Genomic DNA, 14,994 nt, shown 5'->3' on the forward strand with positions numbered 1-14,994 from the left:
TACATAAAATAAAAAGGTCTCCAGGAATGGAGACCTTAAAAAAACACAAATGATGAAAAAAAATTATTTCGATTCACAAATATAAGCAAAAATCATGGTATGCAAAACATCATAAGCTCATTTTTTTTAAAAATTATTTATTTTAAGTAAAAACAATTATTCTCTAAATGATTTTAATTTTCTTTAGAATTCCGGAATTCTTTCCACAAAAACGTATCCTGTTAAATATAATTCGCATTCTGATGAATTGTATGCCGTTTTTTAGCCAAAACAGTTAAATTCCAAAAAGTGAATTATTATAAAAATAAAGCTTCTTCAAGGCAATAATAAAACACATGTTTAACGTTTTTATGACTCTACTCATAAAAATCTATATATTTTTTGCAGTAATTTTTCTGAAACATATTGTATGAGTCCCAAAAAATTCAAAGGAGTTCCCAAACAAAAATTCGGAGGTTTTCATGATACGGAAACCAGAAAGTTATTTGAACCAGACGTGATGTCGCTGAAATTTGAAACTTTAAAAGAGAGATTTTTCTCAGTCAATAAATGGCAAAGCTATTCCGGAGAGACCTTTGCCGCATTTAACCTTTATGATTGCAGTGCCCAGCCTGTAGATCGTGAACCACAGAAAGGAGATTTTATCAGAATTGATATTCCGGGACCGGGAGAACCTGAAGCAAAAGGATACGATTGGATAGAAATTACAGATATCTGTTTCTATGAGAACAGTTTTGCTGAAAGTATAACAATGACCTGCAGGCCATCCAGAAATCCGGAAAATAAAAAAAAACGTCATATTGCTCATTTTTACAGTTCCGGAGCAAGCTCTACCTTTATGATCTCAAAAAGTCCGGCCCATTTAAAAGCCGCCGTATACGGACGAAATGAAAGACCTAATTTAAACGCTAAATTACTTGATGCCATCAGGAATCTTGTTATTGCTGCAGGCGGAATGATGGGAGCTGCTAAAATACAATGGAAGCAGCTTACCGATGGTTTTTTGGATTTTGAGTAAACCTTCTCTGCCTTTTTTGATCTAGATCAAAGTTTAGTATTTGTTGTACCAGGACCTTTGCACCTGAATATTTTAAACAAAATTTATGAGTACAACATTAGAAAAAGGGCAGACTATTAATTTCTATCAGGCAACCGCTCCCATTATCATTTCGGTATTTGGAGTTTACCTTACGATAGGGATTGCTTTGGGAGTACTTCCCGGATTTGTCCAGAACACTTTAGGTTTTGACAGCATTATCGTGGGACTTGTTATTGGTCTTCAGTCATTGTCAACACTTTTAACCCGTGCTTATTCAGGGAAAATTACAGATACCAGAGGAGCCAAGAAAAGTAAAATGTCCGGAGTAGTATTAGCTGTTATAGCCGGGATTATTTATGTACTTGCAGTATTATTTCAAGCTTATCCGCTACTGGCACTTGTCTTTCTTTTAATAGCCCGAATAATCCATGGTGTTGGCGAAAGCTTTCTGGTTACCGGAGCATTGACGTGGGGAATAGGGCTCGCAGGACACTCCAGTTCAGGGAAAGTGATGACGTGGAACGGGATTGCCATGTATGCGGGAATTGCAATCGGGGCTCCTGTCAGTATCTGGCTGAGTAAAGAATACAATATGCTGCCAGCTTTTATCCTTATAGCCTTACTTCCGCTTGTAAGCTGGCTTTCCACGGCAAAACTACCTTCTATTCCTGTAGATAAAGATCATGTGCGAACACCTTTCTACAAGGTAATCGGTGCAATATCAGGCCAAGGACTGAGTCTTGCTTTTTCATCTATGGCTTTTGGGTGTATCGCTTCTTTTATTGCTTTATTTTTCTCACAAAAGAATTGGGGTGATGCTTCACTTGCTTTTATGGTTTTCGGAATATGTTACGTTCTTACCCGCATTTTCTTTGCTTCATTTCCTGATAAATACGGAGGTTTTAAGATTGCTTTGATCTCTCTGATCATCGAAGTGGCAGGGCAGCTGCTGATCTGGACATCTGCTTCCAAAACATTAGCCATTATCGGATGTGGATTGACCGGAGTTGGATTTTCATTGGTCTTTCCGGCTTTGGGAGTTCTTGCCATTCAAAAAGTAAAACCACAAATGAGAGGAACAGCATTGGGAGCCTATGTTGCTTTTGTTGATCTTTCATTAGGACTAGCAGGACCTATTGCCGGGCTGATTGCAGGTTGGTTTGATTATCAGACCGTTTACCTTTTCGGGGGGATAAGCTGTGTGGTGTCTATGATTATTCTACTCTATAATAAAAAATAAAAATGGAAAATTCTATAATTACTCAGGCAGAGAAAACGAAAAAAATACGTTCTGCCTTTATCGTTAAAAATAAACAGTACCTCACTCCGCATCTTATCCGTGTGGTATTTGAAATTCGTGAAAATCAAGTTGAGCTGCTTGCTAATGTACGCTCCGGATCTAATAATAAAATCTTTATTCCAGCTGAAGAGGGAAACTCTCCTTTAGTCAGAACATATACCAACAGAAAAATTGATCTGGAAAAACGGGAATTAAGTATAGATTTCGTTGCTCATGGTGATAACGGACCTGCTTCTGCCTGGGCATTACAAGCGATTTCCGGTGATTCATTGGAAATAGGGATGAAAGAAAGTACAAGGCCTTTAGTTCCTGATGCTGATTTTTATCTGCTGGCAGGAGATGCAACAGCATTACCTGTCATTTGTGCTATTGCGGAGCAGTTTCCACCTTATGTATCAGCAAAGATATTATTAGAGGTGGCAGGCAAAGAGGATGAGCTTATTCTGTGTTCTGCAGCAGATATTTCAGTTGAGTGGCTTCACAATCCTCATCCGGAAGAAGGAAGCCAGCTAGCAGAAGCTGTAAAATCTGTTCAGTTTCCACCCGGAGTTTTGAAAGAATATGTATATATCGCTGCGGAATATGCAACAGTACATGAACTTCGTACTTATTTTAAAACAACCCTGCAATGGGATCCCCATGGTTTATATATCTGCTCGTACTGGAAAGCCGGACAGGCAGAAAATATCCGGACAGTTTAGATAAAAATAGTAAGCAAAAACCTTTTTATCACTACTTTTGCTTACATGCAGGAACTTTTAGCTTCATATATTAAAAACAGAATATCGGTAACGGATGAAGAATTGAATACCATTCTTTCTTATTTCAGACTTGTTCAATTAAAAAAGAATGAGACGCTCCTTACCAACGGACAGCACAGCCAACGTACATTTTTTGTTGTAAACGGTTGTCTCCGTATATTTTTCATCAATGAAGAAGGGCAGGATTCTACGCGATATTTTGCATTTGAAAATCAGTTTGCAACAGCATTAACCAGTTTTATTACTTCTGAACCCTCTGACGAATTTATTCAGGCCGTGGAGGATTCAGAAGTATATTACATTAGCCATGAAAGTTTTTACCATCTTCTGGATATTATTCCGCAATGGGAAAAATTTTACAGGATATATCTGGAAACAGCTTATGTAAGCAATACGAAGAGACTGATGTCTTTCCTTGTTCAGGATGCCCTTGAAAAGTACCGTCAGCTGTTGAATGAAAATCCTGTTGTGGTGCGAAGACTCTCTAACAAAATGGTAGCTTCCTATCTTAATATCTCACAGGAGACTCTGAGCAGACTGAAGTCAAGGCTCTGATTTTTGTTTGATAAACCTAACATTATTACAAAGAACTTTAAACCATTTTTAATCTGATAAAATTATCAAAAAATTAATACTGGAGCCTGTTTAGGAAAAATTTAAGCCTTATATTTGCACTCATGTTAAAATGGTTTTCCATATTATGTTCAATGATGTATGTGCTGGCTACCACCAATGCGGGGGAAGTACTTAAAGTACCTATGTTTGTAGAGCATTTTATGGAATATCACGGAAGCTTATCAGAGTTTGTTATGGAACATTATGATAACCACAAGCAGGATTCTGACTGGGATACTGATCAGAAACTACCGTTTATCAATCCACCCATCGTATTGACTGTACATGCCCAGCTTCCGGAATTGGCTTTTGAAATAAAAAAACCTAAAGAAATTACTGTTTCCAGGAAAAGCAGTATCTACAAGGAAAAAGATTTTTCCAATCATTATCTTTCTCAGATTTTCCAGCCTCCACGGCTTTCTTAATTCATTTTATACTGACATTGCTTTAGTTTAAGGCAGTCCATTTATTATTACATCAATTTAACCCATCGTGCATTATAACTTTGTTTATGATGTCTTTATTGAACTTTGCTTACATTTTTAAGATGATAAGTTTAAAGTAAAATGTATGATTATCAGGTAGATATTTACACTTACTGGTGTGAGATCTTCTGTAATTGTACAAATAAAGACTTCAGCAGCTTTGTAAGGCATTCCGGGTTATCAATTAATCGTTTTTTCCATGTTAAATAAAATTATTGAGTTTTCTGTAAAGAATAAACTCATCATTGCTCTGTTTACAGTGGGGCTTGTTCTTTTTGGAGTCTATGAAACCACCAAACTACCCATAGATGCTCAGCCGGATATCACCAATAATCAGGTGCAGATTATTACTACGGCTCCTTCTTATGGTGCAGCAGATATAGAACGTCTTGTTACATTTCCTATTGAGCAGGCTACCAGTAACATCAGCGGAATTAAGGAACTTAGAAGTTTCTCACGTTTCGGACTTTCGTTAGTAACGGTAGTTTTTGATGACAATACGGATGTCTACTGGGCACGCCAGCAGGTTCAGGAGCGTTTACAGCTTGTTCAGGACAATATTCCGGCCGGAATCGGTAAACCGGAACTGGGACCTATTTCCACAGGATTAGGTGAAATTTTCCAATATGTTGTAAGAGCCAAAAAAGGGTATGAAAATATCTATGATGAAACTGAACTCAGAACCATTCAGGATTGGGTGGTCAGAAGACAGCTTCTGGGAACTAAAGGAGTGGCTGATGTCAGCAGTTTCGGTGGAAAACTGAAACAATATGAAATTGCCATTAATCCTAATAAACTTCAGGCATTCAATATTAATATTAACGATGTTTTTGGTGCTTTGGAGAAAAACAATCAAAATACCGGAGGTGCTTATATTGAGAAGAAAGAAACGGTTCTTTTTATTCGCAGTGAAGGGCTTCTGGGAAGTACAGAAGATATCGGAAGTATTCAGGTGGCAGAAACTAAAGAAGGAATTCCGGTACATATTAAAGATGTTGCTTCCGTAAAGATCGGTTATGCGACAAGGTACGGTGCTATGACCTACAATGATACGGGAGAAGTATCCGGAGCTATTGTACTGATGCTGAAAGGGGAAAATGCCAATGTCGTAATTGGAAATATTAAAGAAAGACTGGAAAAAATACAGGAATCACTACCTGAAGGTGTTGTTATTGAACCTTTCCTTGACCGTGCTAAAATGGTAAACAACACCATCAGTACAGTAAAAACAAACCTGATGGAAGGTGCTTTGATTGTTGTTTTCATTCTGGTTTTGTTCTTAGGAAACTTCAGAGCTGGATTACTGGTAGCTTCTGTGATTCCTTTGGCAATGCTTTTCGCCATTATCATGATGAATATTTTTGGCGTAGGAGGAAATCTGATGAGTCTTGGAGCCCTTGATTTCGGACTTATTGTAGACGGAGCCGTCATCATCGTAGAAGCGGTACTGCATCAGCTGGCCCACAAAAAGCATTTCGGAAAAGACAATATGCTCAGTAAAAAGGAAATGGATGATCAGGTTTCCGGTTCTGCTGCTAAAATGGTTAACAGTGCAGTTTTCGGACAGATCATCATCTTAATTGTATATCTTCCGATTTTTACGCTTCAGGGAATTGAAGGTAAAATGTTTAAGCCAATGGCTCAGACGGTTGCTTTTGCCTTAATTGGTGCATTCATTCTTTCCCTTACTTATATTCCTATGATGAGTTCTCTGGTACTGAGCAGAAAAAAGAAAGAAAAAGAAAATATTTCAGACCGGGTAATGAGCAAAGTAGAAACAGGCCACCAGAAATTCCTGATAAAAGCTCTTAAATATAGAAAAACCATTATCCTTGGAGTATTGGCTCTGTTTGCTGGTGCTGTTTTTACTCTTTCCAGAATGGGTGGAGAATTTATCCCGTCTTTGGAAGAAGGTGATTTTGCGGTGGAAATGAGAATCCTTCAGGGAAGCAATATCAACGAAACCAAAAAAGCAACCACTCAGGCAGCCAATATCCTTTTAACCCAATTTCCTGAAATACAGAAAGTGGTAATGAAAATTGGTAGTGCAGAAATTCCTACGGAGCCGATGCCTATGGATTCCGGAGATATGATCATAGTCTTAAAACCTAAAAAGGAATGGACTTCTGCAAAAACATTTCCTGAACTTTCTGATAAAATGAGCAAAGCACTAAGTGTTATTCCGGGATTAACAACCAGTTTTCAGTTTCCGGTACAAATGCGTTTCAATGAGCTGATGACCGGAGCAAGACAGGATGTGGTATGCAAAATTTATGGGGAAGATCTGGACAGCCTCGCTGCCTATGCAAAGAAAATGGGAAGTATTATCAATACGGTAAAAGGGGCTCAGGATCTTTATATAGAACCCGTTGTGGGCGCTCCGCAGGTTATTATTGATTATAACCGTTCAGAACTGTCCCGTTATAATATTTCTGTAGCAGATATCAACAGGGTTATCAATATGGCTTTTGCCGGACAGACGGCAGGTGCTTTATATGAAGGAGAGAAGAAGTTTGACATTGTTGTCCGAATGGATAATGAACATAAAAAAGACATCACAAGTATTCAGAATCTTTTGGTTCCTACAGCCTCAGGAGAGCAGATTCCTTTATCACAGCTGGCAAAAGTAGAGCTTAAAAACAGCCCGAACCAGATTCAGAGAGAAGATACCAAAAGAAGAATTATTGTAGGGTTTAACGTAAGAGGAAGAGATGTTCAGAGTATTGTTGAAGAACTTCAGCAAAAGACAGGTAAAAACCTAAAGCTGTCACCTGGATATACGGTTTCTTATGGAGGAGCTTTTGAAAATTTAAATGAAGCCAAAGCAAGACTCGGAATTGCCGTTCCTATTTCATTAGTAATGATCTTTCTGTTATTATTCTTTGCGTTCGGTTCTGTAAAACACAGCTTACTCATCTATACTGCCATTCCATTGTCTGCAATAGGAGGTGTTTATTTTCTGGCGTTGAGAGGAATGCCTTTCAGTATCAGTGCAGGGGTAGGGTTCATTGCTTTATTCGGAGTTGCCGTACTTAATGGAATTGTTTTGATATCAGAGTTTAACAGGTTGAAAAAGAACGGAATAGCTAACGTCAACAGAATTGTACTGATAGGTACAAAAATCAGACTTCGTCCGGTTTTAATGACAGCTTTTGTTGCTTCTTTAGGATTTCTTCCTATGGCCATCAGTAACGGTGCCGGAGCAGAAGTACAGAGACCTCTGGCGACCGTTGTAATTGGAGGTTTGATGCTCGCTACACTTTTAACCCTTTTTGTACTTCCTATTCTCTATGTTTTATTTGAAAATATTAATAAAGATAAAATGAAATTCTCTAAAAAATTCAACTATAAAAAATTGTCTGTCTTCTTACTGCTTATCTCCTTTGGAAGCTTTCAGGCTCAGGAAAACATTACTTATGATCAGGCCTTGGAAAAAGCTTATCAACAAAATGGAACCCTTAAAAATTCAAAATTAATATCAGATTATCAGGAAAAAATGAAAGCCAGCTATCTGGATATTCCACAGCTGGAAGTTACAGGAGGATTTGGACAAATTCAAGGAGAAGAAACGGATAATTCTTTTGGAATTTCTCAAAGATTCAGTTTTCCTACGGTTTATTCAAAAAGAAAACAAATGCTGGATGCAGAATGGTCTGCCAGTATCATCAATCAGAATCTCACCAAAACCCAGCTTACCAAAGAGGTTACAGACGTTTTCTACAGAATATTGGTGCTTCAGGAGAAGAAAAAAGTGCTGGAATATATCAGCCAGATGTACAATAATTTTGCTGATAAGGCCGGATTAAGATTAAAAAAGGGAGAAGCCAATATTTTGGAAGAATCAACCGCTGAAATCCAGAAAGAACAGGTAAAAGTACAACTGAATACTCTTGAAAATGATCTGAATATGGCAAAAATTCAGCTTCAGGTATTACTTCAGTCCGAAACTCCTTATCAGCCGGTTGCTGAAAAACCGATAATGAATATTGGCCTTCAGATTTCTGAAGAAATGGTAAAACAACATCCTGAACTTCAGTATCTGCAGCAACAAATTAAAGTAGGAGAGGCCGAAGTACAGCTGGAGAAAAGCAAACTTCTTCCGGATCTTCTCGTTGGATACACCAATCAGAGTATGAAAAACATTAATAACAACCGTTTCAATTCGGTTCAGGTGGGTGTAGGAATTCCATTGTTTACAAAGGGGCAAAGAGCTTTAGCTAAGGCAGCACAGGCAAAAATTGCAATCTCTGAAAATCAATACCAGCGAAAAGAAATAGAGCTTAAAAACAGATTGAGACAACAGCTGAATAATTATATAAACCAACAGAAAATCATTGAAAATTATCAACAAAAACAACTTCCAAAATCTGAAACTATTTTAAAAACAGCACAGAAACAAATGGAAGTAGGAGAAATTGATTATCTGGATTGGGTAATATTGGTGAACCAAGCCGTAAAAACCAAAGCAGACTATATTGATCAGCTGGAAAAACTGAATCAGATCAGTGCCGAACTTAATTTCTTAATTTCAAAATAACAACGTCATGCATTTCAAGAATATATCAATATACAGCCTTGCTTTAATCCTTACTTTATCTTCATGTTCAGGAAAAAAAGAGGAAGAAAAAACGGTTTACGAAAACACAAAATTTACCAAAAACAATGAAAATTCGGTTCATCTTACGGAAAAACAGATTCAGTCTATAGGAATTACCATTACATCCATTCAGAACAGAAATATGGAAAAGCTGGTAAGGCTGAACGGAAAAGCAGAAATTGCACCTTCTCATATCAGTTCGGTTTCCAGTATCATGGGCGGACATATCAAGTCAATTAACGTAATTAATGGAAGCCATTTCAATAAAGGGCAGGTTCTTGCAGTTGTAGAAGATCCACAGTTTATACAGCTTCAGCAGGATTATTTGGTGACAAAAGCACAACTGGAAGCCGCAAGACTGAACTTTAACCGCCAAAAAGATCTTAATACAAGTAAAGCCAGCAGTGATAAGACGATGCAGACCGCTCAGGCAGATTATGCTACCCTGAATGCTACTTTAAGAGGCCTTGAAGAAAAGCTGAGAATCATAGGAATCAATGCCAAAGGTTTACATACCGGGAATATCAGAAGTAAGATCAATATTTACGCTCCGTTTGCCGGTTTTGTAAGCAAAATTCTGGTGAACAACGGGCAATACATCAATCCGGCGGATACCTTATTTGAACTGATTAACCCGTCCGGATTACTTTTGGAATTAAAAGTTTTTGAAAATGATGTAAATGATGTGAAAGCGGGTCAGGAAATTGTAGTATACAACAATCAGAATCCGGATGTAAAATCCAACGCCAGAATTGTCAGTATAGTTCCAAGTATTGAAAACGGGGGATCTGCAACTGCAATTGCTAAGTTGTCTTCTTCAAATTCTGAATTTGTAAAAGGAATGTATATCAATGCTGAAGTCAATATCAGCAGCCGGTACACACAGGGGCTTCCCAACGAAGCAGTAGTTTCTTTTGAAAATAAAAATTATGTTTTTGAAGACCTCGGAAAATCGAATTATAAAATGATTCCGGTTGTGACAGGAATTTCTGATGATCAGTTTACAGAGATTCTAAAAGCAGATGTTTTAAAGGGTAAGAAAATTGTGCAGAAAGGAGCTTACAGTCTTCTGATGATGCTTAAAAACAAAGCAGAATAAGCTTTTAAATACATATCATACAATTAAAAGACCAGTCCTCCGGCTGATCTTTTAATTTTTTAGAAGCTTCACACTGTACATTTTGCTTTCTGAAAAAATTCTTTAAGATTGAATCAGTTTTAGTAACTATGCAAAATTCTTTTCAGAAATTATCTAATACTTTTTTGAAATATAATTGTAGAACATCATCTCCATTTACTTGTTAAAACTATCGTTTCATTGTGTGGCTTATGCTCATCAGGAATTTTATCTATTTTTATAACTACGGGAAGATCCGCAGATAAGCCAGCAAGAATACATCCACCTTGTGGCAAAATAGAAAGACTGTCAAATGATATTTTGTCTAGATAAGATACTGTTCTTCCAATTGCTTCAATGTCTTTATTATTGATTAAACGATGAAGTAAATAATTATGCAATTGCGATATTATTGTATCCGAAATATCATAGGGTCTTTGACTTGCAATAGTTAGAAATACTCCAAACTTTCTTCCTTCTTTTATTATTTCCTCAAAAGTTTCAAGTCTATAATCTTTCCATGTTTCACTTTCACGAATTGAATTTCTAGAAAGAATATTATGAGCTTCATCAACAATAATATTTAGATACTTTTCCCTTGTTAAATTATTTCTTTTGTAATATTCATAATAATACTTACAAATGACTAAAGGAATAATTTTTTTCATTTCCACATTAACATCATTCAGATTAATAACAATTAATGGCTTTTTATTTGTTATTATTTTGTCATCATTTATCACAGCAAATACTTTTGTAATCTCGCTAAACTTTGATTCTAATCTATTATAAAGTGGTCCGATGTGCTCTTTAGAATAATAACCTTTCGTTATAACGTCAAAATAGTTTATTATGATTTGTAATCTTATTTTTACAAAAGCAGTTAATTTCGTAAAGTCAATTTGGATTAATGTTATAATATCTTTAAGACGTTGAATAAATTCTGTAGGATTATCTTTATTTGATATGTTTTCTAATATATAATTTCCAAAATCTATCTTTAGACCGCTTTTCAACCTATTTCTTATATCAAGAATATTTGGAAATAAACCCGTAATGCTATTAAGTCTAAAAAGCTCATCAATAAAATATATATGAAAATCTTTATCCAAAGATTTTGATCCCTGGGTTAGAATAGTTGCAATTACATTATATATTAATGCTTTAATTCCCAATTCTGTCCTTGTATTATCAACTAAGGTTTTTTTGAATAAAGAACTATTGAGGAATGGCTTTTGAGTTTGATCGGTTGCCTTTAGTAATATAGACCAAAATGTTAAATCATTAATCTCGGATTCAGGTATGGGAAAACGGTCACCATCTGTTTTTGAAGTTGATAAGAAAAATCTATTTTTAAGTTCTTTTTCAAGAATAATATTATCACTATCATTGTTAATCGCATATTCTCCATTAAAATCAATTAGTATAAATTTCGCATTATCTATAAATTTTTTAGAGTCTTTATACTTTTTAAATAATTCAAAATATATTTTAGATAATGTATACGACTTGCCACTTCCTGTATTCCCAAAAATACCAATATGGCTTGCAAATAGTTTGTCAACACCTATTTCAATATTAGTATTGGTTTCATTTAACAAATAGCCCAGTCTAATTTTATCATCATCTTCTTTCGCAAAACTATGTATACAATTAAATTCTTTATCATCAAGCAAAAAACAGTCATTGTCAATTAAAGGTAATTCTTTCAAGCCTTGACGGAAAACATTGTTTTCAATAAAACCAACTAGAATCACACTTAAAAAACGTTTAATTTTGTTTCTTTGATCAATGTAATTATTATTTTCAAGATCTTTATCTTCTGAAATAAATTCTCCCTCAATCTTACCAATAATTTCATTGAACCCTTTTGCAATTTTTACATATGATCCTACAGATACATTTTTAATAATTCTACCTTTGAAAAGTAAATGAGGAGCATTCTTATTTTTATTGACTCTTATAAGTATATTTTTCCCTTTTATTTCACTAACAGAACCTATTTTTAAAACTGACTCAGCAGTAAAATTGTTATTCGTAATTTCGTTCTCCATTCTTATTCAGTTTTTTCAGTATTGATTATATTCTGAATTATTATAGGTTTTTCATTTTTACTACTTTCACCAATATGTTCAGCAATAGATAAAAATATCTCATTAGCAATCTTTTTAAAATCAAATCCGACAAAATCAGTGTATAAATTTTTATATTTTAGATTCGGAAAAAATCCATCTATTTGCTTTTTACTACCTTCACTATAATTAAAAACTATAATAAGTAAAGTAGGATTTGAATTTAATGCCCTATATGTTATTTGCCTGATATGTTCGTCAGCAAATGAAAATCCTGCTACAAATAAAACTGAATTTTCCCTTTCTAGAATATTAGAAAACATTCTGATTTGCTCATAATATTCCAATCGTAATGTAGTATTTTCAAATTTTTCTTTTGTAGGATTTATCATTACTAATTTATCATAAATTGTATAAAATTTATCCAAATTTTCATGAGTCTCTTCAATATCGATTTTTTTTTCCGCTTCTTTCTTTAGTTCATTATAATCTTTTAATATAATTTCAGTTTTGCCATCAACATCCATTTCTTTTATTAAAGAAATTAAAAGTTGCTCAGGAAAGCAAATCTCATTTAAATCATTCAAAGCAATTAAATTTGGGTCATACTTAATTTTCGTATCATTGCTTTTATCCCAAGTTACAGAACCGTGAAGTTTAAACAAATTAAATACTGGAAGTTCCGATCTAATACTATATTGTGAGCTATTTTTGTAAAATGACTTTTGGTAGTTGGCTGTATTGAAACTCTTATTAAACTTTCCATTAAATCCATCATTAAACTCTAATCCTAATTTATCTAGATTTATATCAAGAAAAATATCCATATTAGTTGTAAATATATTTACTTCTTTTGGCAATAGTTTATTTCTTCTTTTTAAAAGTAAAATATTAAGAGTCTGCAATAATGTTATATAAATTTCATTTGTTGCAATAAAATCATTCTGTTTGTCTTCACTTAAAGTAAATTTATCATCTATCAATTTTAAATTTCCTCTAATACATTTATCAAAATACCAATATTTAATTGAGGTATCTAAAACCTTAAACCAATATTTATTCCTGTTATTTTGGAAATCTCGATCCAATGAGGTAAGTAAATCTTCTATATTTCCAAGTGTTTCAAGATAATTTCTAGAAGCTCCTGAACCTATCAAAAAATTGAAATGGCTACTCTCTATAATCTTTAAAATTTTCTCATTTTCCATAAATTAATTTTCAATATCAATTAATCCGTGTTCGATAAATTTCCCCCTTACGACTTCTTCAATTTCAGATAACTCATTTTCCATTTTACCTTTTCTATTTACGTAAATCCTTTTAATAAAAGTATTCGTTTGATTTAAAAATTTCATCTCATCAGTAATACTATCCCAGTTTTGTGTAATTAATTTTCCTTTTTTATCAATTACCACTGATTTAGTTTTAATTTCCCTTTTGCTATTGTAAAACCCTTTTAAACCAATATTGCTACAGTAGTTTTCTTGTATAAATATACCCTCACTATTTAGTTCAGATTTAATAATTTTTAATTTAGATTCATCGAATTTCTTTGTATCAAATTTTAGAAAATCAGCAACGTTTTCTCTCTTTTCATAACATCGTTTCCATAACTTCCTATTCAATAAATCGTTTAAAACATTTTCACAATTAGTGCAATGGTTTTCTTGTAAAATATTTCTTAGAGTAACGTTAAAAAAGTATTCATCACTATTTTCACAATAGAAATTTTCATAATCAACAAATTCTTGTATGTCCTCCAACACGTTTATGTTTAAATCACCAAATATAAAATCAAGCATTGAATTCGTAGCAGAATTAGTTTTATGAAAGTAAACCTGATTGTATAGATGATTTCTGGATTGTATAAACCTTATAACAGAATCTAAGCCGCTCATCTTTATACCTAATGTATATCGATCTTTTGCGTTGATTGGTAACAGAGATGTCAATATTCTGCTTTGATCAAAAAAGCCATATTTTACTCCTGAATAAAAACTATCTCTATATAAATAGTCCATCCTATCAGCATCAAAGGGAAAACTTGCGATAATAGAATTAAAATAATCTGAAAAATTACCATCACCAATCATGATCTCATAATCTGGTAGAAAATCAGGTTCAATCATTTTTAAGATATTGTCGATGCTTATTTCTTCTACAATTAATATTGATTCTTTTGTTAAGCTTTTATATAGTTTTAATGTTTTGATCAGACTAATAATAAAAACGCATGATACTAATTCATGATTAATATTTTTATCTAGTCCTTTCTTTTCAATATAGACTTTAAACAAGTCAATATATTTTCCAAAAAAATCAGGGTTAGATTTTAAAATTTTCATTAATCCTTCTCCCGTTGTTGTAAAATCATCAAACTTATGAGAAGTTGGACCATGCCCGACATCGTGTAATAGAGCTGCCAATCTTAATTCCTGTAGACGAACAAGTAAAATTTTATTATTTCTTTCAAAATCATATACAGATTTTGCTTCAATGTAATCATTATTCTCAGGATCTCTTTCGCTTTTTACCCTTGCTATTTTAACATTCTCATTAGAATTATGAAAAATAACTTCAGCAAGATGCATTACCCCAAGTGAATGCTCAAACCTACTATGATTTGCTCCAGGAAATACATAGTTAAGTAATGTATTTTGTTTTACTTTTCTTAATCTGCCAAAAATTCTTTGATTAATAATATACTCCTCAATTTCAGTAATTTGTATTAATCCGTGGATGGGATCTAGTATTTTTCCGGTCTTAATTAAATTCATTATTTTTTATGAAATTTAGTGAATAAGTTTTTTTTTACCTTACGGTTATCCGTAAGAAAAGCATGAATCTTTACTTATAAATGCTATAAGGCAACATAGTATTATTGAATTATCAGTAACAAATCCGCAAAACTGATTCAAAATATGACATTTGACATGTTTTTCGTTTTATAAAATATTATTTAATGCATAATTCATTTTAAAATAATACATTTAGGAAGTGAATAGTTT

10 protein-coding genes are annotated in these 14,994 nt (G+C 33.8%); 7 read left to right on the plus strand and 3 right to left on the minus strand.

From position 1 onward, the window contains the following. Positions 1 to 409: 409 nt before the first annotated feature. From FW780_RS03490 to FW780_RS03520, 7 genes are all read left to right on the plus strand, one after another. Positions 410 to 1,018, plus strand: a complete 609-nt coding sequence (locus FW780_RS03490; protein ID WP_149832220.1) for a hypothetical protein — start codon at positions 410 to 412, stop codon at positions 1,016 to 1,018. A gap of 85 nt (positions 1,019 to 1,103) precedes the next feature. After that, on the plus strand, positions 1,104 to 2,279 hold the full coding sequence (locus FW780_RS03495) for an MFS transporter (RefSeq protein ID WP_149832221.1): 1,176 nt from the start codon (positions 1,104 to 1,106) through the stop codon (positions 2,277 to 2,279). A gap of 2 nt (positions 2,280 to 2,281) precedes the next feature. Continuing rightward, positions 2,282 to 3,040 carry a siderophore-interacting protein gene (locus tag FW780_RS03500; protein ID WP_149832222.1) on the plus strand — a complete coding sequence of 253 codons (759 nt, stop codon included), beginning with the start codon at positions 2,282 to 2,284 and terminating at the stop codon, positions 3,038 to 3,040. Between the two features lie 45 nt (positions 3,041 to 3,085). Then, positions 3,086 to 3,655, plus strand: coding sequence for a Crp/Fnr family transcriptional regulator (locus FW780_RS03505; protein WP_149832223.1), 570 nt, complete (start codon positions 3,086 to 3,088; stop codon positions 3,653 to 3,655). A gap of 122 nt (positions 3,656 to 3,777) precedes the next feature. Then, positions 3,778 to 4,140, plus strand: coding sequence for a hypothetical protein (locus tag FW780_RS03510; RefSeq protein ID WP_149832224.1), 363 nt, complete (start codon positions 3,778 to 3,780; stop codon positions 4,138 to 4,140). A gap of 259 nt (positions 4,141 to 4,399) precedes the next feature. Next, complete coding sequence (locus FW780_RS03515; protein ID WP_149832225.1) at positions 4,400 to 8,737, plus strand: CusA/CzcA family heavy metal efflux RND transporter; 4,338 nt, start codon at positions 4,400 to 4,402, stop codon at positions 8,735 to 8,737. Positions 8,738 to 8,744: 7 nt separating this feature from the next. Further along, positions 8,745 to 9,896, plus strand: a complete 1,152-nt coding sequence (locus FW780_RS03520; RefSeq protein ID WP_149832226.1) for an efflux RND transporter periplasmic adaptor subunit — start codon at positions 8,745 to 8,747, stop codon at positions 9,894 to 9,896. A 185-nt stretch (positions 9,897 to 10,081) separates the two neighbouring features. Here FW780_RS03520 and FW780_RS03525 read toward each other — a convergent pair whose 3' ends face one another. The 3 genes from FW780_RS03525 to FW780_RS03535 are packed head-to-tail and all read right to left on the minus strand — an operon-like array spanning position 10,082 to position 14,763. Next, on the minus strand, positions 10,082 to 11,968 hold the full coding sequence (locus FW780_RS03525) for an ATP-binding protein (protein WP_149832227.1): 1,887 nt from the start codon (positions 11,966 to 11,968) through the stop codon (positions 10,082 to 10,084). A gap of 2 nt (positions 11,969 to 11,970) precedes the next feature. Further along, on the minus strand, positions 11,971 to 13,194 hold the full coding sequence (locus FW780_RS03530) for an SIR2 family protein (RefSeq protein WP_149832228.1): 1,224 nt from the start codon (positions 13,192 to 13,194) through the stop codon (positions 11,971 to 11,973). A 3-nt stretch (positions 13,195 to 13,197) separates the two neighbouring features. Continuing rightward, entirely contained in the window at positions 13,198 to 14,763 is a 1,566-nt protein-coding gene (locus FW780_RS03535) for an HD domain-containing protein (protein ID WP_149832229.1), read from the minus strand. Between the last annotated feature and the right edge of the window lie 231 nt (positions 14,764 to 14,994).

It is taken from the genome of Chryseobacterium sediminis, from assembly GCF_008386505.1.
In the GTDB taxonomy this organism is placed as follows: Bacteria; Bacteroidota; Bacteroidia; order Flavobacteriales; family Weeksellaceae; genus Chryseobacterium; species Chryseobacterium sediminis.

Excerpts from the sequence above, each read along its gene's own strand:
- FW780_RS03490 (WP_149832220.1), top strand. The coding sequence starts at position 410 with ATGAGTCCCAAAAAATTCAAAGGAGTTCCCAAACAAAAATTCGGAGGT.
- FW780_RS03495 (WP_149832221.1), top strand. The coding sequence starts at position 1,104 with ATGAGTACAACATTAGAAAAAGGGCAGACTATTAATTTCTATCAGGCA.
- FW780_RS03500 (WP_149832222.1), top strand. The coding sequence starts at position 2,282 with ATGGAAAATTCTATAATTACTCAGGCAGAGAAAACGAAAAAAATACGT.
- FW780_RS03505 (WP_149832223.1), top strand. The coding sequence starts at position 3,086 with ATGCAGGAACTTTTAGCTTCATATATTAAAAACAGAATATCGGTAACG.
- FW780_RS03510 (WP_149832224.1), top strand. The coding sequence starts at position 3,778 with ATGTTAAAATGGTTTTCCATATTATGTTCAATGATGTATGTGCTGGCT.
- FW780_RS03515 (WP_149832225.1), top strand. The coding sequence starts at position 4,400 with ATGTTAAATAAAATTATTGAGTTTTCTGTAAAGAATAAACTCATCATT.
- FW780_RS03520 (WP_149832226.1), top strand. The coding sequence starts at position 8,745 with ATGCATTTCAAGAATATATCAATATACAGCCTTGCTTTAATCCTTACT.
- FW780_RS03525 (WP_149832227.1), bottom strand. The coding sequence starts at position 11,968 with ATGGAGAACGAAATTACGAATAACAATTTTACTGCTGAGTCAGTTTTA.
- FW780_RS03530 (WP_149832228.1), bottom strand. The coding sequence starts at position 13,194 with ATGGAAAATGAGAAAATTTTAAAGATTATAGAGAGTAGCCATTTCAAT.
- FW780_RS03535 (WP_149832229.1), bottom strand. The coding sequence starts at position 14,763 with ATGAATTTAATTAAGACCGGAAAAATACTAGATCCCATCCACGGATTA.